Source organism: Mesorhizobium sp. P2_E10 (assembly GCF_056404235.1).
Window position 1 is genome coordinate 240,839 of record NZ_JBFUEK010000002.1, and the last position, 21,070, is coordinate 261,908.

Here is a 21,070-nt window from a genome sequence, read left to right on the forward strand (position 1 = left end):
GCTCGACCCTCACCGGTCGATCATGGTCATGACGCGCTGATTGTAGCGCGGCCCGGCCACCTTGCCTGGCGCCAGCGCCATGTCGAGCCCCAGCATTTCTGTGGCATCAAGTTCGATCGCGACCGCCGCGATGTTTTCCTCGAGATAGGTTCTGCGTTTGGTGCCGGGGATAGGCACGATGTCGATGCCGAACTCCGGCCCCTTGCCGAGCAGCCAGGCGATCGCGATCTGCCCGGGCTTGACGCCCTTGGCCGTCGCGATGTCGCGCACCGTGGAGGCGGCCGCGACATTGGCATCGAAATTCTCGCCCTGGTAGCGCGGGTCGCCGCGCCGGAAATCGCCCTCGGGATAGTCCTCGGCGCGCTTGACGTCGCCGGCGAGGAAACCGCGACCGAGCGGCGCGAACGGCACCAGGCCGATGCCGAGTTGCTTGAGCAGCGGGATGATCTCGGGCTCCAGATTGCGCTCCCACAGCGAATATTCGCTCTGCACGGCCGACACCGGGTGCACGGCGTGCGCTCGGCCGATGTTGGCCGCACCTGCCTCCGACAGGCCGAAGAAGCGCACCTTGCCCTCGGCGACCAGTTGGCCGACCGCCCCCGCCACATCCTCCATCGGTACGTCGGGATCGACGCGGTGCTGGTAGAGGAGGTCGATATGGTCGGTGGCGAGCCGGCCGAGCGAAGCTTCCACCACCTCCCTGATATGTTCGGGCCGGCTGTCGCGCCCGGTGCCGGCCTGCTTGCCGTTCTCGATGCGGAAACCGAACTTGGTGGCGATCGTCACCTGGTGGCGCCGGCCTTTCAGCGCCCGCCCGAGCAGTTCCTCATTGATGAAGGGACCGTAGACCTCGGCGGTGTCGAGGAAGGTGCAACCGAGTTCGATGGCGCGGTGCAGCGTGGCGATTGATTCCGCTTCGTCGGCCGGGCCATAGGACTGGCTCATGCCCATGCAGCCGAGGCCGATCAAGGAGACGTGCAGCCCCTGGCTGCCAAGTTTGCGAGTGCCGAGCGTCATTGGTGTGGTCTCCAGGTGTATTGAAAGGACAATATAGGGCGCGCGCTCAGTTTCCAAAGCCGCCAATCGGGAGGCGGCGCTGCCATCTCCTTGACAAAGTCCGGCCGCGAGCGCCCTTTGCCGGCGGCCATTTGGGCTTTGGGGATACCGATGAAGAAGATTTACAAGAAGCCGACGCTCGACAAGCGTCAGCTTCTCACCCGCGTCACTGCGCTCGTGTTCTTGTCGGGCAGCGGAACATAATCGCTGCCATTGCAAAGCCCGCCGCCGAAAGGCGGCGGGCTTTTTCGTGCCGGCAGGTGAGCGGCCGTTTCGCCATCATTGATGTCCAACCCGGCCTGTTGGCAGCCATTTGATCCTGATCAAGGCGGATCCCCATCGATGCGCCTATCTGGTCGCCTGTCTTGGGAAGGACGCAAGGCGGGCGGGTGGTCCGGGCCGAACTGAAAAGCTGAAAACAGCTCCGACGTGGACCACCCGCAACCTTCATTGCTTGCGCGCAGATGTGCCCGACAGGGCGATGCGGGGCAGCGCGATTGCCGCGAAAATTGACAGAACACCCGCTCTCGGCCATCCTAGATAGCCGCTAGTCCCGCGGCTGCGTGTACGAGCAAGTCATGGCCAGTTCCGCCACCAGCCAGAATTCCAAGCGCGCCGCGGTGCGCAAGGCGCTCGACCGCCACAAGGTCTACATCACCGCGCAGAGCTTTTCCGGTGGCGCCTACTCGGCCCGCGTGCTGGTCGATGGCGAGGCGTACTGGGTCGACGAATTTCGGCTCAGCCAGCTGCAAGGAGGCTTGTCGCCCGCCGAGCTCGAACTGACGCCGGCCACCGACGATTGAGCAGCTGCCGCATCCCGCCTAGCATGCGGACATGACCACCCCGCCGAAACTCAGGGCCTATCGCGCCAAGCGCGAATTCTCGAAGACGCCCGAACCGGCGGGTGGGCTGGCTGATGGCGACGGCAATCGTTTCGTCGTCCACAAACACCACGCCACCGCCGACCACTATGATCTCAGGCTTCAGGTCGGCGACGTCCTGAAAAGCTGGGCGGTGCCGCGCGGTCCCTCGCTCAACCCGGTCGACAAAAGACTGGCGGTGGAGACCGAGGACCATCCGCTCGAATACATCGACTTCGAGGGCGTCATCCCAGAAGGCGAGTATGGCGGCGGGCCGATGATCGTCTGGGATACCGGCACCTGGGCGCCGATGGACGATGTCGACAAAAGCCTGCGCACCGGCGCTTTCAAGTTTCGCCTCGCCGGCGAAAAACTCAATGGCGGCTGGATGCTGACCAGGCTGAAACCCAAGCCCGGCGAGGACCAGAACAAGAAGAACTGGCTGCTGTTCAAGGAGCGCGACCTCGCGGCCGATACTGCGTTGGATATCCTTGCCGCGCGGCCGGAAAGCGTCAAATCCGGATTGCGCATCGAGGAGCTGGTGGCGCCGCCGAAACCGCCTGGCAAGCCCCGCAAGCCCGTGGCGTTGAAGCCCGGCGCGTTGCCCGGCGCGGTCAAGGCGGGGGCGCCTGCTCGCATAGAGCCGCAACTGGCGACGCAAATCGCCAAGCCGCCCGATGGCGAGGACACCGGCGAGCAATGGCTGCACGAGATCAAGTTCGACGGCTACCGCACGATGGCGCATCTGGCCGACAAGGAGGTCAGGCTGATCACGCGCGGCGGCATCGACTGGACCAAGCGCTATGGCGACCTGCCGCACGCCTTCGCCAAACTGCCATGCCGCGATGCCATCATCGACGGCGAAATCATGGTGCTCGACGCCAAGGGCATCAGTCGCTTTGCGCTGCTGCAGGACGCGCTGGCCGCAGGCGCCGGCAGCAAGCTGCACTTTTACGCCTTCGACATGTTGCACCTCGACGGCTGGGACCTGAGAAAAGCGCCGCTCATCAGGCGCAAGGCGCTGCTGGCGCAGCTGCTGTCCGGCCTCGGCGCCAACTCCGCCATCCAGTTCTCCGATCATGTCGAAGGCAGCGGGCAGGGGCTCTACGACCAGGCATCCGAGTTGGGGCTGGAAGGCGTCGTCTCCAAGCGGGCAACCGCGATCTACCAGAGCGGCCGCACCAGGAGCTGGACCAAGACCAAGGCGCTGCAGAAGGGCGATTTCGTCATTGCTGGCTACACCACCTCCGATGCGGCCGAAGGACTGGCGGCGCTCGGCATGGCGGAATTCGAGGATGGTGAGTTGCATTATCGCGGCAAGGTCGGCACCGGCTTCGACGCTGCCACGTCAGGCGCGTTGCTCGCCCGGCTGCAGCCGCTGCGCGAAGGCGCGTCTGCGCCGGAGGGCGTGCCGCGCGAGATCATGCGCGAGATGAACTGGGTGCGGCCGCTGCTGTCGGCGCGCATCCACTATGCCAACCGCACCGCCGACAATGCGCTGCGCCACGGCGTATTTCGCGGCTTGCGCGATGTCGGGCTGTCGACACCGGTAGCGCCAAAACGCAAGCGGCTGATCGCCGAGGCCGACCTTGCCACCATCTGGGTGACCAATCCGGAGCGGCGGCTGTTCGGCAAGACCGGACCGACCAAGCTCGACATCGCCGTCTACTACGCCCTGGTCGGCGATTTCATGCTGCCGCACATTCTGGGACGTCCGGTGTCGCTGGTGCGCTGCCCGACCGGCCTGCCAAAGGACTGTTTCTTCCAGCGCCATGCCTTCACCGGCATGCCGCCCTCGGTGGTGACATTTGAGGCAACCAATTCCGAGAACGAAACCAAATCCTACCTTTCTGTCGAAGGTGCCAAGGGCTATCTGGCGCTGGCGCAGTTCGGCGTCGTCGAGTTCCACACCTGGGGCACGCATCGCTTGAGCCTCGACAAGCCCGACCAGATCGTCTTCGACCTCGACCCGGGCGAGGGCATCGCCTGGCGCGAAGTGGTTGAGGCGGCGGTGCACATCCGCAGCGAGTTGGAAGCACTTGGCCTGGTGCCGTTCGCCAAGACCTCCGGCGGCTCGGGCATCCACATCACCGTGCCGGTGACGCAAAAGCAGAACTGGAAGAAACTGCACCAGGCAACCAGCGCCATCTCCACGCGCCTGGCGGCAAGCACGCCCGATACCTTCACCACCACCATGGGCAAGGACAACCGCAAGCGGCGCATCTTCATCGACTATCACCGCAATGCACGCGGCCACACCTCCGCCGCGCCCTATTCGCTGCGCGCCCGCACCAATCTGCCGGCCTCGACCCCGGTGAGTTGGGCGGATCTGGAGAGCATCGATGCGCCGCAGGATTTGAACTATTCGTCACTGCCGGGGTTGCTCGCGACTTCCGGTGATCCCTGGGCGGATATTGAGGATTTTGCGCGGGATTTGCCGGTGTTTGGGACCGCGCGGTAGATCATTCGTGATGGCGCGACCCTCTCACATTCGTCATCCTAGGGCGTAGCAAGGAGCGAAGCGACGCGGCGCAGACCCTAGGATCCATGCCGTGACGTTGACCCTAGAATGCCGCTCATCAGGATGGTTGGCGATCGTGCCATTCGTTATCGTGACCACATGACCGGCTACGTTTACATGACCGCGAGTCAGAAACGCGGCACAATCTACATCGGTGGTACCAACGACCTTGGCCGGCGCATGCCCGAACACAAGTCAGGCCAAGGCTCGCGCTTCACCAGTATCTACGGTGTGCAGCGACTGGTCTGGTACGAGGAATATTTCGACATCACCGACGCCATCCAGCGGGAGAAATCGCTGAAGCGCTGGCCGCGCCGATGGAAGATCGACCTGATCGAAAAGGCGAATCCAGACTGGTTCGAACTCTTTCGGGGAACTGGATGGTGAACTTTCCCCACCGTTGTAACGCTTACGCGTCCCGGCATGGATCCTAGGGTCTGCGCGCGTCGCTTCGCTCCTTGCTTCGCCCTAGGATGACGAAGCTTTGAGGCATCCGGCCAATCACCAGCGCCTCGCCCGCCATCGACGCTTCCGACAATTTGAATTATTCTGCGCCGCCGGGCCTTCCGGCGACCCCGGCGCGTTCATGGAAGATTTCGCTAGGGATTTGCCGGTATTGTCGGCAGGCATGTAGGATTTCCGCAGCGCCGCACGTCCTTCGGACGAAAGACAGCTGCAGCAGTTTGCGTAGGAGAGAGTTTCATGGCGCCTAGGGCAAGTTGGAAAGGTTACCTCAAGCTCAGCCTCGTCAGCTGTCCGGTCCGGCTCTATCCGGCAACGACGACGAGCGAGCGCATCAGCTTCAACCAATTGCACAAGAAGACCCACAACCGCATCAACATGAAGCCGGTCGATCCTGAACTGGGGCTCGTTGAGCGATCGGACCTGGTCAAGGGCTACGAGTACGAGGACAAGCAGTACATCATCATCGATGATGCCGATCTCGACGCGGTGCGCATCGAATCCAACCACACGATGAACATCGAGGCCTTTGTCGACGAGGGCGAGGTCGACGTCATCTACCAGGACGCGCCCTACTATCTGGCGCCGGATGGCGCCATGGCCGAAGAGACTTTCGCCGTGCTGCGCGAGGCCATGCGCAAATCCGGCAAGCTGGCGATCGCCCGCCTGGTCCTGTCCAGCCGCGAGCGCGTGGTGACCATCGGCGCGCGCGAGAACGGCATGTTCGTCTGCACCTTGAGGAATCCGAACGAAGTGCGTGGCACAGCTGAGTATTTCGGCAACATCCCGGCCGGCAAGCCGGAGGCCGAAATGCTGCAACTGGCCGAGGCGCTGATCAAGCAGAAGGAAACCACCTTCGATCCGAAGGACTATGAGGACCGCTATGAGATCGCACTGATGGCGATGATCCGCGAGAAGCTCAAAGGTCACAAGCCGATCATCGCGGCAGCACCCGAGCGGGGCAATGTCATCAACCTCATGGACGCGCTGAAGGCGAGCCTGTCGCAGGCGGCGAAGCCGCCGGCCAAGTCGAAGAGCAAGGCCGACGACGAGGCGAAGCCTGCCGCCAAGGCCAAGGCCGCGCCCAAGGAAAATCCGCTCAAGGCCAATCTGCTCAAGGCCGTAGGCAAGAGCAAAGGGTGACGGCGCCCACCGGTATAGTCACACCCGGTGCCGTCTTCGGCACCATCGGCGCGCTGGCGGCGTTTCCGCTGCGGCTCGCCGCGCGCGAGGTCGAGCGCCAGCACGGCCAGTTGCGGCGCGGCGTCACCCGACGCACCACGCATGTCGTGTTCGGCCGCAATTTCCTGGCCAAGGCCGGCGATGCCGAGATAGCGCGCCGCGTAGCCGCCGAGCGCGCCGCCGGGCGCACGCTTCTCAGCGAGAACGGGTTCCTGCGCCTGCTCGGGCTGATCAAGGCGCCGGAGGCGTCGGCGCTCTCGCGGCAATCACTCATCGATCAGTCGCGGCTCGCCGCGGATGATCTCGACCTGTTGTCGCTATTCGACGCCTTCGAGCATGACAGCGAACCGTACTCCTTCCGCGACCTGATCCTCGCCCGCAAATATGCGGGGCTCACCGCCGGCGGCGCCTCATGGGGCGCTATCGCCCGCTCCGTGCACCGCTCCGGTCCGGTCGCCTCGCTGACCGCCAAGTCGCTCAATGTCGGATCGCAGCATGGGCGCGCCGACGCTATCTATCTCGAAGGCGGCCAGAGCGAGCTCGACGGGCAATTGCTGTTCGATCTGGGCGCTGCCGATGACGACACGCTGGAAGATTTGTTTGCCGAGGCGGAGGCGGCGGAAGAGCAGGGCGATCACGATCAGGCCGCGACGCTCTACCAGCGCTGCCTCGCCATCGACCCAAGCGACGCCATCGCCGCCTTCAACCGCGCCAATTGCCTGCGCGCCGGCGGCCACGTAGCGGAGGCCGCGCATGACTATGCCCGCGCCATAAAACTCGATCCGGCCTTCGTCGAAGCCTGGTTCAACCTTGCCGGGCTGATGAGCGACGAGGGCAAGGTGGCTTCCGCCCGCCGGCATTTGCAAAAGGCCATCGCGCTCGACAAGACCTATGCCGATCCGGTGTTCAACCTCGCAAGGCTGGAATTCGACGCCGGCAATCTGCCCGAGGCCCGCCGCCACTGGGTGCGCTACCTCGAACTCGACGGCGACTCCGAATGGGCGCGCATGGCGGCCAAGGGCATACAGTTCGTCGATTTGCAGGCGACGCGGACGGCGGGTTGAGTTCTTTCCTTCTCCCCCTGTGGGAGAAGGTGGATTGCCGCGAAGCGGCAAGACGGATGAGGGGTGCTGGAAGAAATGAGGCGCAGCAGACCTGTCACCGAGGACCGGGTGTGGATGAAGCTGTCCGCCAAGCTGGAACACCCCTCATCCGACCGAGCTTCGCTCGGCCACCTTCTCCCACAAGGGGAGAAGGGGTCGCCAACGTTGGAGCGCCCCATGACCACCTTCCTCTTTGACGGCCACGACACCGCCCCGGTCACCATCCTGCTCGCCCATGGCGCCGGCGCGTCGATGGATTCGCCCTCGATGACCGCCACCGCCAAGGCGCTCGCTGCCGCCGGCTTCCAGGTCGCGCGCTTCGAATTCCACTACATGGCCGCCCGCCGCTACGGCCACCGCAAGCCGCCGCCGCGGGCCGAGACGGTGAACCCGGAATACATCAAGGCAATCGCCGATCTCAGGGGCAGGGGCGTGGCCGGCCCGCTGATCATCGGCGGCAAGTCGATGGGTGGGCGTGTCGCTTCGATGGTCGCCGACGAGATGTTTGCGAAAGGCGAGATCGCCGGCTTGATCTGTCTCGGCTATCCCTTCCATCCGCCGGCAAAGCCCGAGCAGCTCCGGACTAAACATCTCGCCGACCTCAAGACGCCGACCTTGATCTTCCAGGGCACGCGCGACGAGTTCGGCACCAGGGACGAGGTCGCGACCTATGATCTTTCCGATGCCATCGAGGTGATCTGGCTGGAGGATGGCGACCACGACTTGAAGCCACGAAAGAGCGTGTCGGGCTTTTCCACTGCCGATCATCTGAAGACACTGGCCGAGACGGTGAAAGCCAAGCTGGCGCGGCCATCGGCTTCGTCATCCTAGGGCGGAGCAAGGAGCGAAGCGACGCGCGGAGACCCGAGGATGACGAAGTGAAAGGCGTATCCGGCAAATGAAGATCGCCAGCTTCAACATCAACAACATCAACAGCCGCCTGCAAAATCTGCTGGCATGGCTCGCCGCAGCAAAGCCCGACATCGTCTGCCTGCAGGAACTCAAGGCGCGCGACATGCAGTTTCCGCGCACCGCACTTGCCGCCGCCGGTTATGGCGCGGTGTGGAAGGGCGAGCCGACCTGGAACGGTGTCGCCATACTCGCGCGCGGTTCGGAACCCGTTCTGACCCGCGATGCCCTGCCCGGCGACGAGGCCGACAAACAAAGCCGCTACATCGAGGCGGCGGTCAGCGGCATTGTCATCGCTTGCCTCTATGCGCCGAACGGCAACCCGCAGCCCGGCCCGAAATTCCAGTACAAGCTGGCCTGGCACGAGCGGCTGGAGACGCACGCCGAGCAACTGTTCGACACCGGCCTGCCGGTGGTGCTGGCCGGCGACTACAACATCGTGCCCGAGCCGCGCGACATCTACGCCACGCGTTCTTATGACGACAATGCGCTGGTGCAGCCGGAGAGCCGGGCATCCTTCGCTCGCCTGCTGGAGCAAGGCTGGCTTGATGCGCTGCGCAGAAAACACCCGAAGGAAACGCTCTATACTTTCTGGGATTATCGCCGCAACCGCTGGCCGCGCGACGCTGGATTGAGGCTCGATCACATCCTGCTGTCCAAGAAGCTGGCCCGCCGCCTCACTGCCGCCGGCATCGATCGCGATGTTCGTGGCCAGGGCGGCGCCAGCGACCACGCGCCGGTGTGGGTGGAGCTGAAGTAAGTGGAGCAACGCGGGAGAGCACTTTGCGCAGCTGCTGCGTGATGTCAGCCACTTTCGTACACAGCATTTTGCGCTATTTGTTTCGCTGCTAGTCTCGCGAATAGAACGATGCGGCGAGCCGCACCAAGCCGGGCAGCGTAGGCGGCGTCGAGGGGGGAGAGCCCGATGAACAGGGGTGCTGACAGGTTGCTTGCGGTTCTGCTGCTGGCGATCGGTGTCGCCAGTTTTGCCATGGCGCGTCTGGCGCAGCACGATGCGGGCATGTCCTTCGCATCGGTGCGTGTGATGGTGTTTCTCGCGGCGGGTGCGATCTGTCTGATCGGCGCGCTGTTGTTCTTGGCCGGCCTGTTGCCGGGCCGCCCGAACCATCAGGCCGGAGCGCCGCTGTTCGGCAGGGCCGCTGAATTGCAAAACCCGGCCAGATCGGGCCTGCGGCGTTTCTTCCTCGTTCTGCCGGCGATTACCGTGCTGGCGCTGCTGGTCAACGCGGTCGGCCCGTGGCTGGCGCATCGCACCGGCCCGGGCGAGGTGGCCGCACCGAGCGAACCAAAGTCCAATGAACCCAAGGATATCGCCAGCGCCCCGCCGGCACCGGAACCGGCGACCCCACCGGCGCCCCCAAATTTGCCGCCGGCCGCTGCCCCGACACCGCCGCCGGAGCTAGCTGCCCCGCCACCCGACCTGGTAGCCAAACCGCCAGAGCCATCTCAGCCGGCGCCTCTGCCTGCCCAACCACCTGCGGCACCCGCAGTGCCGGCGCAGCCACCGGAGGTCGCGCTTGCCCCTCCGGCCTCACCGCCTGAGCCTGCTCCGCCAGCAACCGTTGCGCCGCAGCCTCCCGCTCCGCCGCCGCTGCCGACGCAACCCGAAGGCCACCGCGATGCCGTCGTCTGGCTGGCGGTGGCGCCTGATGGGCACTCGATCATGAGCGCCAGCACCGACCATATGATCAAGCTGTGGGACATGGACGGCAAGCACCTGATCCGCAACCTCGGCGTCCACAAGGACATGGCGCGCACGGCGCTGTTCATGCCCGATGGTGTCAGGGCGCTGACCGCCGGCGACGATGGCGAGATCGTGTTGCGCCAGCTTTCGGATGGGGCGGTGCTGCATGTCTTCTCCTCAGGCGAGAATGGCGGCGTCAGGAACCTGGCGATCAGCCCGGACGGCAAGCTGGCCGTCAGCGGCCACGACACTGGCACCGTCATTGTCTGGGATATCGACAAGGGCAGCGTGCTGCATGTGCTGCCGGGCCACGACTGGTCGGTCAGCGCCGTCGCCGTCTCGCCCGACGGCACGCACGCCATCTCGGGTAGTATCGACGGCGAGTTGAAGCTCTGGGACATCGTTTCAGGCAAGCAATTGCGCAGCTGGCACGGCCATGAGCAAGGCACCTACGGCGCCGTCTTCACCGCCGACGGTCATCATGTGGTGACCGGCAGCGGCGACTACACGATCAAGCTCTGGGATCTCGACACGTTCAAGGAGGTGCGCCGCTTCGAGGGCCATTCCGGTACCGTCTACGAAATCGCGCTATCCCGCGACGGCAAGCGCCTGGCCTCGGTCTCGCTCGACGGCACGGCGCGGCTCTGGAACATGGACACCGGCGCCGAGATCGCCGAGTTCGATCCCGGTACCGGGCCGCTTTATTCGGTCGCCTTCGCCGCTGACGGCACGCTGCTCACCGGCGGCTACGACCGCACCATCAGGGATTGGCCGGCAAGCGGCGGCGACGGTGTGGTGCTGTTTGCGGGCGCGCCAGAGTAGGCCTAGCGATAACTTCGGCCCCTTGCGGTGGACATGCCCTGCAGGGCAAGAAGGTGATGGAGCGCCACCAGTGGCCATAAGCACATGACCAGTTTCTTGGACGAGGTTGAAGGGTCGCTTCCTGCTGCGCTGCATCTTCCTGAAGAGCTCAGGATGGCATTCCGCTGGATGGAACAAAACGGTTTCGTCCGGCAGGGAGCAATTCGCTACTGCGGACTTTACCCTGCGGCTGTGCGACAAGGATCAAACACGGCTTATGCCCATTTCACCAAGGTCGATCCCGACCACGCGGGATATTGGCTTGGCAACCACGATAAGTCAGTTACGAACAGGCTGGCGCCGTTTATCGCCACCGGGGGCGATGGATCCTACGCGGCACTCTGGTTGGACGATAGCGGACGGCAGCGCTTCGTGCACATGGGATCGGGATCCGGATCAACGCTAGCCTGTGTGTTGGCGGACGATGCCGTTGATCTTTTGCGCTTTCTGGCCATTGGCTATGAGGAAACTTGCTGGCCGGACCTTTTCGACCTTACGCCTGAAGACGCCTTTGCTCTAGGAGATCCTGACGATCCATACCGCCCGCCACTCGAGTTCCGACATTGGGTCGAAACCAGCTTTGGGGTTGAAATCCCGAAAACCGCCTCAGAGATTCTCGGACCGACAGCAGGTACTGACGACGATCATTCGGACGACCGGTTCTGGCAATGGGTTCGCAAGGTAGCCGGATAGGATCAAATGCTATCAGTCGTCGAAGCCTCGATCGCCGACCTGCGCCGTGCGCTGGAAGGGGGTACCGTCACCAGCGTCGAACTCGTCGCTGCCTATCTCCGCCGCATCGCGTATTACGACCGCCATGGCATCGCGCTGAATGCCGTGCCCGTGCTCAACCCCAAAATGTTTGAGGAGGCGGCTGCGTCGGATTTGCGGCGCCGGAAGGGCGTCACGCTCGGCCCGCTCGACGGCGTCCCCTACACCGCCAAGGACAGCTACAAGGTGGCGGGCCTGACGGTGGCGGCCGGCTCACCTGCCTTCGAACATCTCGTCGCCAATGAGGACGCCTTCACCATCGGGCGACTACGCGCCGGCGGCGCGTTGCTGATCGGGCTCACCAACATGCCGCCAATGGCCAATGGCGGCATGCAGCGCGGCGTCTACGGTCGCGCCGAAAGCCCCTACAATGCCGACTTCTTGACCGCCGCCTTCGCCTCAGGTTCGTCCAACGGTTCGGGCACGGCGACGGCGGCCAGCTTCGCCGCCTTCGGCTTGGGCGAGGAGACATGGTCGTCCGGCCGGGCGCCGGCCTCGAACAACGCGCTGGTCGCCTACACGCCGTCGCGCGGCGTCATTTCGGTCAGGGGCAACTGGCCCTTGGTGCCGACCATGGATGTGGTGGTGCCGCATACGCGCAGCGTGGCGGATATGCTGGAACTGCTCGACGTGATCGTCGCCGACGATGCCGAGACGAGGGGCGATTTCTGGCGCGCGCAGCCATGGGTGGCGCTGCCTCCAAGCTGGGCTGTGCGGCCGCCACATTACATCGATCTGAAGCTGGAGGGTGCGCTCAAAGGCGTGCGGCTCGGCGTGCCCCGCATGTATATCGGCAGGGATGCGGAGGCGACCGCACCCATCGAGACCCGCGCCTCGGTGCTGGCCCTGTGGCAACAGGCGGCGCTGGATCTCAAGCGGCTTGGCGCAACGGTGGTCGAAGTCGATTTTCCCGTCGTCTCCAACTATGAGCGCGACCGGCCGGGCACAAAAACCATGGTCGATCGCGGGCTTGTTCCCCAGGAGTTTGCCGAGCGCGAGATCTGGGACCTTTGCGTCTGGGGATGGGACGATTTCCTGCGCGCCAATGCCGATCCGAAAATTCCCGATCTGGCATCGGTCGATGGCCCAAAGATTTCCCGCAACCGCCAGGAACGCTGCCGGATCGCTATGGCGACGACGGTTTCGACCTGGCGGAGTATGTCGAACGAGCGAAGCTTGGCGTCACGCCCTTCGTCGACATTCCAACGCTGGAAGACGGCCTGAAAGGGCTGGAGGCGACGCGGCGGATTGATTTCGAGGATTGGCTGGATGCGCAAGGGCTGGACGCGGTGGTGCTGCCCGCCGTGGCTGATGTCGGGCCGGTCGATGCCGATGTCGACGAGGCCTCCGCTGCCCTTGCCTGGCGCAACGGCACCTGGGTCGCCAACGGCAATCTGGTCTGGCGTCATCTCGGCATTCCCACGGTCACCGTGCCGATGGGCACGATGGCCGATATCGGCATGCCGGTCGGCCTGACCTTCGCCGGCAAAGCCTATGAAGACACCAGGCTCTTGCGGCTGGCCGGCGATTTCGAGCGCTCGACCCGGCGCCGCACCAGCCCACCGCGCACGCCGAAATTGCCGGAGGATGTGTTTGCCGGGCGACCGCGCTCCAGGCTGTCCGGAGAGGTGCCACCGCTCTCTCTCATGCTTGCCGCCGAGGCGCGCCATTCAGATGGAGTTGACGAGATCGTTGTCACGCTCGACCTGCATGGCGACGCCGAGACCACCGGCTTGGCGGCTGTCAGCGTGAAAGTCCATGTCAACGGCGAGCCCGTCGCCATGCATCGGACTGGCGCCTGCTTCACCGGACGTGCCCTCGTTCCGGCCGTCGAGCATGCAAGGATCACAGCGTCTGGCGCGGCGCCTACGGCTCGATCGTCACCGCCATCGTGCGGCATGAGGACGGTTGCGCCGCCGGCGCCTATGTGGTGACCGGCGGCATTGGGTGAGGGGATCTCCCCCCTCGAGGGGGAGATTCGGCGCCGCTTGACCCTCCTGCCACTCACGCTATGTTCGCGCCCATGTCAGAATCCAGGCCTGCCGCCACCGCCCCGCTCATCGTCATCGACCTCCAGACCGGCATGTTCGACGGCGTCGCCGAGCCGCCGATCCATGATGCTGCGGGCATCGCCAGTCGCGTGCGGGCGGTGATGGAATGGGCGCGGCGCGGCGGGCGCAGGATCGCTTTCATCAGGCATGACGGGCCGGCGGGCGACCCGCTGGCGCCCGGTGCGCCGGGCTGGCCGGTTTGGCCGGAACTTGGCCAGGCCGAAGACGAGCCGACCTTTTCCAAGAGCGTGGGCAACGCCTTCAGCAATGCCGCACTTGGCGAATGGGTGGCGGGGCAGGGCACCGACGAGGTCGTTCTCGTCGGCGCGCAGAGCGACTTTTGCGTCGCGGCCACGGTCAAGGGTGCCTTTTCCCACGGGTTTGGCGTCACCGTGGTGTCCGACGCTCACAGCACGCTGGACGGCCCCAGCGAATCGGCCGCGCAGATCATCGCCCGCCACAATGCCGAATTCGCCAGCGCCGGCGTGACGCTGGTGACGACAAATTCCTTGACCGGCGTTTGATCCTCGCTCTGGGGTGCCCGCTGTGATGTCGGTGCCTCATGCAAAATAACACCGTGCTGATCACCGGAGCCCGGGCCCCGGTGGCGTTGCATCTGGCGCGGCTGCTGCACGGTTCCGGGCGGCGGGTGATCCTGGCCGACAGCCCGGCTCGGCCGATCGCGGCGGCGAGCACGGCATGCGCGCTCTACCGTCGCCTGCCGCCGCCGCGTTTTGCTCCCGATGCTTATGCCGAAGCGGTGGAAGCGCTTGTCCGCACCGAGGGCGTGGACCTCGTCATCCCCACTTGCGAAGAGGTCTTTTATCTTGGCCAGCTCTGGCGCGACCGCGCCATGCCGGCCCGGCTGTTTGCACCTGACATGGAGCTGCTCGCCCGGGTCCACGACAAGCACGCTTTCATCCGGCTGGCTGAGAGCCTCGGTATCGCCGTGCCGGAAACCACGCTGCTGCAGTCGGACGCGGATCTGCAGGCCGTGCGCGGCCGGTCGCGCGAGCTGGTGTTCAAGCCGGTCTGGTCGCGTTTTGCCAGTCATGTCCTACTGCGTCCGTCACCTGAAGAACTCGACACGATCAGCCCTTCGCCTGAAATGCCGTGGGTGGCGCAGCGCTTCGTCGCCGGCGAGGAGATCAGCGCCTATGCGGTGGCCCGCAACGGCGAGCTCAAGGCGCTGGCGCTCTATCGTTCGCTCTATCGCGCCGGCAAGGGCGCCGGCATCTGCTTCGAGCGCGTCGAGGATGCCGCCGCGCGGCGCTTCGTCGAAACCTTCGTCGCCGGTACCGGCTGGACCGGCCAGATCTCCTTCGACCTGATGCGCGAACAGGACGGCCAGGTGTTGCCGCTGGAGTGCAATCCGCGCGCCGTCAGCGGCCTGCATTTCTTTCGCGATCCGCAGCGCTTCACGGATGCCGTGTTCGAAGGCGGCGACGAGGTGAAGCCTGATGTCACCGTACCGCAGACGGTGCGGCTGGCCATGTGGGTGTTTGGATTGCCGGCAGCCTTGCGATCCGGGCAGATCGCACGGTTCGGTCAGGCGATGCGCGCTGCCGACGAGCTGCTCGACTGGCCCGGCGATCCCGCGCCGAAGCGGGCGCAGTGGCGTGCGCTGGCCGAGATCGCCGGCACGGCGCGGCGTGAGCATATAAGCCTGCAGGCCGCGTCGACGCGGGATATCGAGTGGAACGGGCCGCTTCAGCACCAGCAAGCTTGATTCAAGGTGCCGCGACGGGATCAACCGGCTTCGCGTAAAGCTGCAGGCCCAGCGCCTTCGTCACTCCCAGCAGCGTGCTGAGTCGCGGATCGCCCTTTTCGCTCAGTGCCTTGTAAAGCGCCTCCCGGGTCACACCGGCGTCCTTTGCGACGCTTGTCATGCCGCGAGCGCGCGCGACGATGCCAAGGGCGTGCGCGATATAAGTTGCATCTCCGGTTTCGAACGCGTCAGCGAGCAGTTCGGCTTGAGACTCGGCGTCATCAAGATATTCGGCGGCATCGAACAGTGTGGTTTTGAGGGTCATATCAAACTTCCTTTGCCATTTGCCTGGCTTTTCCGATGTCCCTATCCTGCGAGCCTTTGTCGCCTCCGCAGAGCAGGATGATGACCGTCTTGCCGCGCCGGACGAAGTACACGCGGTATCCCGGCCCGTAGTCTACGCGAAGCTCTCCTATGCCGTCGAAGAACTTGGCGTCTCCCAGCAATCCCGCCTGAACGCGGGCAATCCGTTGAGCGATCTTCTTTGCGGCGCGAATGTCAGCGAGGCCTCTGAGCCATTTCCGGAAATCATCGGTCAGCCGGACTTCCATCATCCGTGAACTATAATTCACGAAACGGTCAGAATCAAGTGCTGTGAACTTTAGATTACAGTTCGATCTGATGCACCCGCGGCCCTGCGGCTGCCGGTGGCATCTTGCCGTCGATGATGGCGGCGATATCGCGGCGCAGGAAATCCAGCGGTCCGATCGCCGGCAGCACTGCCGGCGGGATGCGGGCATTGTCGCTTGCCGATTTCAGCACGCGGCGATCCTGCTGCAGGGCGAAGGCGAAGAGCGGCCTGAAGGCAAGCGCCTTGAGTTCGCCGAGCAGACCCTGGCGCGGGCCGATCAGCCAGCCGATGCCCTCGACGGTTCGCTCATCCGCCTGGCGCAAATGGAAAGTCGTTGCCAGCGCCAGACCGCGCTTGCCCCAGTATTCCAGCTCGACGATCCCAGGATGGCGGTAGCGGCCGATGGTCTTGGCCCGCTCGCCTTCCAGGAGCCGGCTGACCAGTCCCTGCTGACGGTCCTCACCGGTGTAGCAACTCTCGACCCAACCCTCGCCGCCGGTCACCTCGACGTGCACGAGATGGCGCTTGGCGGTCAGGCCGCGCAGCACGCCCTTGTGGGTGAAGTGGGTGTGGGTGGCATCCAAAATGTTCTCGGCCGCGTCGAGCACCGTCGATTGCGCCGAACTGCGCACACGCTTCACGACGACGTCCTTGCCCTGCATGCAGTGGAGATAGGGCTCGCCTTCGGGCGTGCCTGAGGAGACGAAGACGACGCCGTCACGCTCGATCGCAGTGAAGCGCCGGACCCGGTAATGCGGGACGTCACCGACATGGCCGGGAATGGCGGTGCAGCGCCCTTCGCCATCATAGCGCCAGCCGTGATAGGGGCATTCGATCTCACCGCCGACGACCTTGCCGGTCGACAATTCGACCAGCCGGTGCGCGCAGCGGTCGAACAGCGCGGCAATGCCTTGCGCCGAGCGAAATAGCACCAGCGGTGCACCGTCGAACAGGATGCGCTTCGGCTTGCGTCTGATATCGGCCGACAGCGCCACCGCTTGCCAATGATCCCTGCGCTTTGGATGCCGGGGTTCGCTCACAATTCAAATCTCCTGAGCAGGGGAATGCCGACCCATGCCAGGACAATTTCCATGATCCGCACCGCCACGCGGCGGCGAAGTGGCAGATGGCCGGCATAGACGGCGTTGTATTCCACCGTCGCCACGGCGCCGCGCAAGCGCTTGAAGGCGGCGGCACCGGCGCTCATGTTGAAGAACAGGCCGTGCGCGGTGGCATGGTCCTGCGCCATGGCCATCATCATGCGGTAGAGCCCGTCGCCAACCGGCAGGCCGGTGTCGTAGCCGACGATCGGCTGCGTCAATGTCGCGCCGTTCTCCGACAGGGCGGCAACGGCAACGAGTTCGCCGCCGGGCCGGCGCAGGCCGGCAAGCCTAATTATACCGCGGCGGTGCATCTCGGCGATGTAGCGCGCCGTGAAATGCGGGTTGAGCGGCGTGTATTTGTCGAGATAGAGCATGCCGTAAAGCGCTTCGGCGCGCGCATAGTCGGTCTCGCTGAAATCGGCATCGCCGACCCTCTCGAAGGGCGTGGTGCGCAGCCGCTTGCGGTCGCGCTTCATGTCGTTGGTCATGGCGGGTGCTGAACTGCGGTCGGCAAAGATGTAGACCTGCCGGGCCGCCAGCAGGCGGAAGCCCTCGGCCTTCAGCGCCGCGATGGTGGCGGGGTCGGCGATCTCGTTCAGCGAGCGGATGACAATGGCGCGATCCGGAAATCGCGCCGTCAGGCATGAGCGCATGGCCGCGATCGACTTGCGGTCGAGCAGCGGCACCGGATTGGTCGAATAGAGCCAGTTGTTGACCTGCACCTGATGGTCGAGGCCGCTCGCCTTGACCAGTGGCGCGCACAGGCCGATCAGCGCTCGCACCGCCCGCTGCAGAAAGGGCGCCGAGACGAAATTGCGGGTCTCGTCGATGGCATAGTCGATATAGGCGCTGGACGGGCGGCAGATGTAGCAATTCGGCGCCTCACTGGCATCGTTGAGCGTCAGCGGGAAGGATCGCCCGGCGACCTCGAACGGCTCGACGACGACCGTCAGATTGCGGATGAGGTCGCGGACGGGAATCTCGTTGAAGAGCCGCACGAAGGCCTCGACCTGGGTGGGATTGTTTTCAACCCGATTTGCCTGGGTCTGCCCGGTCGCGACAGCTATCGGGCTCATGCTGCCCCCAGCCGGCATTCGACGCGGCGCAGTTTGCGGTCGGTCTCCAGCGGCAGCGGCGCGCGCACGAGGTCGACGGATACCGTCGCCTGACGCAAGGTGAGCAACCCGCGCACCGCCGCCAGCGCGGCAGAAGCTGCGTCGTCGGCGAGGCCGGGCACAAGCCGCAATTCGATGGCGTCGGGCGCGGTCTGGATCAGCCGGAAATCGTCGATGCGGCGATCCGCCTTCAGCACCGCATTGCGCAGAATGTCGGGGGTGACCAGGATCGGCCCGTTTACTGAGGCGAGCCGGAAGACATCGTCCATGCGGCCGACGATCTCGTCCACCGTGCGCAGCGGCGAACCGCAGCGGCATGGCGCCTTGGACAGGCGCAGCAGATCGTTCATCCGGTAGCGCGCCATGATCTGCGTCTGGCGGCGAAACGCGGTGACCAGCGGCGTCACCAGCCCGTCGCCGACCGGCTCGAATTCGAAGAACACTGAATCCTCCGCCAGATGCAGCCCGCCCTGGCGGCACGTGACCGCGAACAGCCCTTCCGTCGCCATGTAGATCTGGTCGAGCGGCCGGCCGAAGAATGTTTCGATCACCGGCCGGTCGATCGGGTCCAGCGTTTCGGCGGCTGAGAAGACGCGCAGCGGCGCCAGCTTGAAGCCGGCGGTCGCGAAATGCCGCAGCATCTTCGGCGGCGCGATGATCACCGTCGGTGCGAAATCCTCGAGTGCGGCGCGCCAGTCTTCCGGACCGAGCGTCAGGTCGAAAAAACGCAGATCGATGCGCCGGGATTTGCGGGCGCTGTCATAGAGCCCGGTGTTCTGCGGCAGGATGACGGCGACCCGCTGCCGGCGCCAGAGAAGATCGGGCACGGCCTTGGCCAGGATCGCACCCAGCCAGCGATATTTTTCGGCCTCGGAAATGACGAACAGGCCGCGATTGCCTGATGTGCCGGTGCTGGCGCCGACCGTCAGGTCACCGAGGCGGCCGTCGGCGGAAGCGGCGGCCCAGCCATCGCGAGCCGACACGCCGCCGATGTTGAAGCGCTCGAAATTCGCCATCAGCAGCGCCTTGTCGGTCACCGGCAGGTCGCCGAGATGGCGCGGCGCCTTGTCGTAGAAGGGCGCCAGCGGCAGGTCGCGGTCGAGCCAGCGTCGCAAGGCGCGCGCCTGCCAGCGCTCGAAATCCCTGCGGCTCTTGCGCGACACCCAGCGGGTGACGGCAAACGATTTGATCGCTTCGCCGAGCCCGCTCATCCGCCCTCGCTGTCGAGATCGTAGGACGTCGGCTCTGGATCGTGGCAGAACATGACCTCGCCGCCGGTTGCCAGAAACCGCCGCAGCGTTTCGCTGGTTGGCTCAAGGGCTGCGGCATCCTCGGCCAGCAGCGTCGCCGGCAAACCCGGCGTGCGATTTTCGACAAGGGCGGCAAGCAGCCATTGCGCATCGACGCCATAGAGCAGCGGGCGTTCCAAATTTGGGAACAGCAGGCCGAACTGACCATCGGCATGGCCGGGCAAGTCGACAGCGATCACGCTGCCGTCGCCGAACAGGTCGGCGCCGCCGGGCACGCCATGATGCGGCGCGATCTGCTTCCTGGACGACAGCCCGTCGAGGCGGCTCTCGAAATCAGCCGGAAACAGCTCGGAAAAAACGCCATGGCGCAGATTCTGCCAGCCCGTTCTCGCCTTGGCCCGCAACCACGCCGCATCGCTGGCGATGAAGCGGGCCTTGGGGAACAGCGACAGCCCGGACATATGATCGGCATGGAAATGCGTGACGATGACCGCGCGGATATCGTGCGGCGTCAGGCCGAAGCGTGCCAGCAGCGGCAGCGGCTGTTCGGCTGCATTGAGCGCGGGCCTGAGCACCGCACTGTACAGACGCAACGCGAGGCTTCGGTTGGGGCCTGTGGTCACGTGCGGCGTGTAGCCGGTGTCGATCAGCACCGGTCCAGCCTGTGGATGCAGGATCAGCCCATAGCGGACGCGCAGCCGGATTGTCGTCCAGCTGCCGCCGCGCAGGATCAGCCGTTCGGCGGCATTGACCCAGGCACTGTTGGCGAAGACGATCTTCAAGGTGCTGCTCCCCAAGAGGGTGCTTCTGCTGCGAATGTGCGGTCGAGCCCGTCCGCGAAGGACACTTTCGGCGCCCAGCCCAACATGCGCCTTGCCTTTGAAATGTCGAGGCTCTGGGCATAGGCAAACAGGCCAAGACCATAGCGCGTCACCGCCGGTTCGGGCTGGCCGGGCAGGCGCAGCGCCACCGCCTCAATTGCGCCGGCCGCCAGCATCGCCGGCCACAGCGGCATTTTGCGCCATCGTGCGGAAAGGCCGGCGCGCGCGCAGGCCTCGTCGGCAATGCGGCGCACCGGCAGCACCTCGCCGCCGGAGACATTGAAGATCTGGCCCTCGGCATCTTGGTCGGCAGCAAGGGCGGCCAGGATCGCATCGACGACATCGTCGACATGGGTCAGGTCGATGCGCGCTCTGCCGTCGCGAAACAGCGGCAGCGGGCGCCGCCGCGCGGCGCCAAGCAGGCGCGGCAGCAGTGCGCGGTCGCCAGCGCCGTAGATACCGCGCGGCCGCAGGATTACCGGCTTGATTTCGCGGGCTGAAAGCACGACCTCCTCACCCTGCCGCTTGGTGCGCGCATAATGGTTGACCGGAGCGGGCAGGGCGCTGTCTTCGCGCACATCGAGTTGGTCACAAAAAGCGAAACAGACCGAGGGGCTGGAGATATGGACGAAGCGGCGCACATTTTGCCGCCGCGCGAAATCGACGAGGTTGCGGGTTGCCGTGACATTGGCTTTTTCGAAATCCGCCAGCTTGCCGAAGGGCGCGGAAAGTGCAGCGCAATGGACGATTGCCTCGACGTCGCCGAGCCGCGCTATCGCGGCCGCATCGAATGGCAGGGAAAGGTCGTGGCGGAGGACCACATGTCCGGCCGCTTCGAGTGCTGCGCCGCGCCGCGCATCCCTGCCAAGACCAAGCGCCGGCATGCCCGATGCCGCCAGCCGCGCCATGAGCTGCGAACCGAGAAAACCGCTGGCGCCGGTGACGAGCACACGCCCCATGC

General features: G+C 65.1%; 21 protein-coding genes. 13 read left to right on the plus strand and 8 right to left on the minus strand.

Translation table 11 applies throughout. The annotated features are described in order from the left end of the window. Positions 1–9: 9 nt before the first annotated feature. Complete coding sequence (locus tag AC1D0N_RS05835; protein ID WP_477242347.1) at positions 10–1,017, minus strand: aldo/keto reductase; 1,008 nt, start codon at positions 1,015–1,017, stop codon at positions 10–12. A gap of 617 nt (positions 1,018–1,634) precedes the next feature. On the opposite strand from AC1D0N_RS05835, the gene AC1D0N_RS05840 reads away from it, so the two are divergent. The 13 genes from AC1D0N_RS05840 (at position 1,635) to AC1D0N_RS05900 (ending at position 15,210) form a co-directional block, all read left to right on the plus strand. Further along, the gene (locus AC1D0N_RS05840; protein WP_477242349.1) at positions 1,635–1,859 is read left to right on the plus strand and encodes a hypothetical protein; all 225 of its coding nucleotides are present in this window, start codon (positions 1,635–1,637) and stop codon (positions 1,857–1,859) included. Positions 1,860–1,890: 31 nt separating this feature from the next. Continuing rightward, positions 1,891–4,377 carry a DNA ligase D gene (gene ligD, locus AC1D0N_RS05845; RefSeq protein WP_477242351.1) on the plus strand — a complete coding sequence of 829 codons (2,487 nt, stop codon included), beginning with the start codon at positions 1,891–1,893 and terminating at the stop codon, positions 4,375–4,377. Positions 4,378–4,536: 159 nt separating this feature from the next. After that, on the plus strand, positions 4,537–4,824 hold the full coding sequence (locus AC1D0N_RS05850) for a GIY-YIG nuclease family protein (protein WP_477243098.1): 288 nt from the start codon (positions 4,537–4,539) through the stop codon (positions 4,822–4,824). Between the two features lie 315 nt (positions 4,825–5,139). After that, the gene (gene ku / locus AC1D0N_RS05855; RefSeq protein ID WP_477242353.1) at positions 5,140–6,042 is read left to right on the plus strand and encodes a non-homologous end joining protein Ku; all 903 of its coding nucleotides are present in this window, start codon (positions 5,140–5,142) and stop codon (positions 6,040–6,042) included. Between the two features lie 14 nt (positions 6,043–6,056). Further along, a complete protein-coding gene (locus AC1D0N_RS05860) occupies positions 6,057–7,145 on the plus strand; it encodes a tetratricopeptide repeat protein (protein ID WP_477243099.1) in 1,089 nt (362 codons plus the stop codon). A 216-nt stretch (positions 7,146–7,361) separates the two neighbouring features. After that, on the plus strand, positions 7,362–8,015 hold the full coding sequence (locus AC1D0N_RS05865) for an alpha/beta hydrolase family protein (RefSeq protein WP_477242355.1): 654 nt from the start codon (positions 7,362–7,364) through the stop codon (positions 8,013–8,015). Positions 8,016–8,082: 67 nt separating this feature from the next. Further along, positions 8,083–8,853 carry an exodeoxyribonuclease III gene (locus tag AC1D0N_RS05870; RefSeq protein ID WP_477242357.1) on the plus strand — a complete coding sequence of 257 codons (771 nt, stop codon included), beginning with the start codon at positions 8,083–8,085 and terminating at the stop codon, positions 8,851–8,853. Between the two features lie 165 nt (positions 8,854–9,018). Next, positions 9,019–10,620: a WD40 repeat domain-containing protein gene (locus AC1D0N_RS05875; protein ID WP_477242359.1), complete on the plus strand. Its 1,602-nt coding sequence runs from the start codon at positions 9,019–9,021 to the stop codon at positions 10,618–10,620. A gap of 84 nt (positions 10,621–10,704) precedes the next feature. After that, the gene (locus AC1D0N_RS05880) at positions 10,705–11,352 is read left to right on the plus strand and encodes a hypothetical protein (protein WP_477242361.1); all 648 of its coding nucleotides are present in this window, start codon (positions 10,705–10,707) and stop codon (positions 11,350–11,352) included. Positions 11,353–11,358: 6 nt separating this feature from the next. Further along, the gene (locus AC1D0N_RS05885; protein WP_477242363.1) at positions 11,359–12,654 is read left to right on the plus strand and encodes an amidase; all 1,296 of its coding nucleotides are present in this window, start codon (positions 11,359–11,361) and stop codon (positions 12,652–12,654) included. 68 nt (positions 12,655–12,722) lie between these two features. Next, positions 12,723–13,364: a hypothetical protein gene (locus tag AC1D0N_RS05890; protein ID WP_477242365.1), complete on the plus strand. Its 642-nt coding sequence runs from the start codon at positions 12,723–12,725 to the stop codon at positions 13,362–13,364. Between the two features lie 89 nt (positions 13,365–13,453). Further along, positions 13,454–14,005, plus strand: a complete 552-nt coding sequence (locus AC1D0N_RS05895; protein WP_477242367.1) for a cysteine hydrolase family protein — start codon at positions 13,454–13,456, stop codon at positions 14,003–14,005. A 38-nt stretch (positions 14,006–14,043) separates the two neighbouring features. After that, positions 14,044–15,210 (plus strand): ATP-grasp domain-containing protein, encoded by a 1,167-nt coding sequence (locus AC1D0N_RS05900; protein ID WP_477242369.1) that lies wholly within the window; start codon positions 14,044–14,046, stop codon positions 15,208–15,210. A 1-nt stretch (position 15,211) separates the two neighbouring features. On the opposite strand, the gene AC1D0N_RS05905 is transcribed toward AC1D0N_RS05900, so the two are convergent. The 7 genes from AC1D0N_RS05905 to AC1D0N_RS05935 are packed head-to-tail and all read right to left on the minus strand — an operon-like array spanning position 15,212 to position 21,068. Continuing rightward, positions 15,212–15,514: an addiction module antidote protein gene (locus AC1D0N_RS05905; protein ID WP_477242371.1), complete on the minus strand. Its 303-nt coding sequence runs from the start codon at positions 15,512–15,514 to the stop codon at positions 15,212–15,214. Between the two features lies 1 nt (position 15,515). Continuing rightward, positions 15,516–15,803 carry a type II toxin-antitoxin system RelE/ParE family toxin gene (locus AC1D0N_RS05910; protein ID WP_477242373.1) on the minus strand — a complete coding sequence of 96 codons (288 nt, stop codon included), beginning with the start codon at positions 15,801–15,803 and terminating at the stop codon, positions 15,516–15,518. Between the two features lie 52 nt (positions 15,804–15,855). Further along, the gene (locus tag AC1D0N_RS05915) at positions 15,856–16,860 is read right to left on the minus strand and encodes a Rieske 2Fe-2S domain-containing protein (protein WP_477242375.1); all 1,005 of its coding nucleotides are present in this window, start codon (positions 16,858–16,860) and stop codon (positions 15,856–15,858) included. Continuing rightward, entirely contained in the window at positions 16,857–17,999 is a 1,143-nt protein-coding gene (locus AC1D0N_RS05920) for a GNAT family N-acetyltransferase (RefSeq protein ID WP_477242377.1), read from the minus strand. The genes AC1D0N_RS05915 and AC1D0N_RS05920 overlap by 4 nt, the downstream gene beginning before the upstream one ends. Further along, positions 17,996–19,249 carry a F390 synthetase-related protein gene (locus AC1D0N_RS05925; RefSeq protein ID WP_477242379.1) on the minus strand — a complete coding sequence of 418 codons (1,254 nt, stop codon included), beginning with the start codon at positions 19,247–19,249 and terminating at the stop codon, positions 17,996–17,998. Before AC1D0N_RS05925 ends, AC1D0N_RS05920 begins: the two co-directional genes overlap by 4 nt. Then, a complete protein-coding gene (locus tag AC1D0N_RS05930) occupies positions 19,246–20,070 on the minus strand; it encodes an MBL fold metallo-hydrolase (protein ID WP_477242381.1) in 825 nt (274 codons plus the stop codon). The genes AC1D0N_RS05925 and AC1D0N_RS05930 overlap by 4 nt, the downstream gene beginning before the upstream one ends. Next, the gene (locus tag AC1D0N_RS05935) at positions 20,067–21,068 is read right to left on the minus strand and encodes an NAD-dependent epimerase/dehydratase family protein (protein WP_477242383.1); all 1,002 of its coding nucleotides are present in this window, start codon (positions 21,066–21,068) and stop codon (positions 20,067–20,069) included. Before AC1D0N_RS05935 ends, AC1D0N_RS05930 begins: the two co-directional genes overlap by 4 nt. Between the last annotated feature and the right edge of the window lie 2 nt (positions 21,069–21,070).

Bases quoted from the DNA above. Each gene is read 5' to 3' on its own strand.
- AC1D0N_RS05880 (WP_477242361.1), top strand. From the start codon at position 10,705: ATGACCAGTTTCTTGGACGAGGTTGAAGGGTCGCTTCCTGCTGCGCTG.
- AC1D0N_RS05835 (WP_477242347.1), bottom strand. From the start codon at position 1,017: ATGACGCTCGGCACTCGCAAACTTGGCAGCCAGGGGCTGCACGTCTCC.
- AC1D0N_RS05840 (WP_477242349.1), top strand. From the start codon at position 1,635: ATGGCCAGTTCCGCCACCAGCCAGAATTCCAAGCGCGCCGCGGTGCGC.
- AC1D0N_RS05895 (WP_477242367.1), top strand. From the start codon at position 13,454: ATGTCAGAATCCAGGCCTGCCGCCACCGCCCCGCTCATCGTCATCGAC.
- AC1D0N_RS05850 (WP_477243098.1), top strand. From the start codon at position 4,537: ATGACCGGCTACGTTTACATGACCGCGAGTCAGAAACGCGGCACAATC.
- AC1D0N_RS05920 (WP_477242377.1), bottom strand. From the start codon at position 17,999: ATGAGCCCGATAGCTGTCGCGACCGGGCAGACCCAGGCAAATCGGGTT.
- AC1D0N_RS05935 (WP_477242383.1), bottom strand. From the start codon at position 21,068: ATGGGGCGTGTGCTCGTCACCGGCGCCAGCGGTTTTCTCGGTTCGCAG.
- ligD (WP_477242351.1), top strand. From the start codon at position 1,891: ATGACCACCCCGCCGAAACTCAGGGCCTATCGCGCCAAGCGCGAATTC.
- AC1D0N_RS05875 (WP_477242359.1), top strand. From the start codon at position 9,019: ATGAACAGGGGTGCTGACAGGTTGCTTGCGGTTCTGCTGCTGGCGATC.
- AC1D0N_RS05885 (WP_477242363.1), top strand. From the start codon at position 11,359: ATGCTATCAGTCGTCGAAGCCTCGATCGCCGACCTGCGCCGTGCGCTG.
- AC1D0N_RS05900 (WP_477242369.1), top strand. From the start codon at position 14,044: ATGCAAAATAACACCGTGCTGATCACCGGAGCCCGGGCCCCGGTGGCG.
- AC1D0N_RS05870 (WP_477242357.1), top strand. From the start codon at position 8,083: ATGAAGATCGCCAGCTTCAACATCAACAACATCAACAGCCGCCTGCAA.
- ku (WP_477242353.1), top strand. From the start codon at position 5,140: ATGGCGCCTAGGGCAAGTTGGAAAGGTTACCTCAAGCTCAGCCTCGTC.
- AC1D0N_RS05865 (WP_477242355.1), top strand. From the start codon at position 7,362: ATGACCACCTTCCTCTTTGACGGCCACGACACCGCCCCGGTCACCATC.
- AC1D0N_RS05910 (WP_477242373.1), bottom strand. From the start codon at position 15,803: ATGATGGAAGTCCGGCTGACCGATGATTTCCGGAAATGGCTCAGAGGC.
- AC1D0N_RS05905 (WP_477242371.1), bottom strand. From the start codon at position 15,514: ATGACCCTCAAAACCACACTGTTCGATGCCGCCGAATATCTTGATGAC.
- AC1D0N_RS05925 (WP_477242379.1), bottom strand. From the start codon at position 19,249: ATGAGCGGGCTCGGCGAAGCGATCAAATCGTTTGCCGTCACCCGCTGG.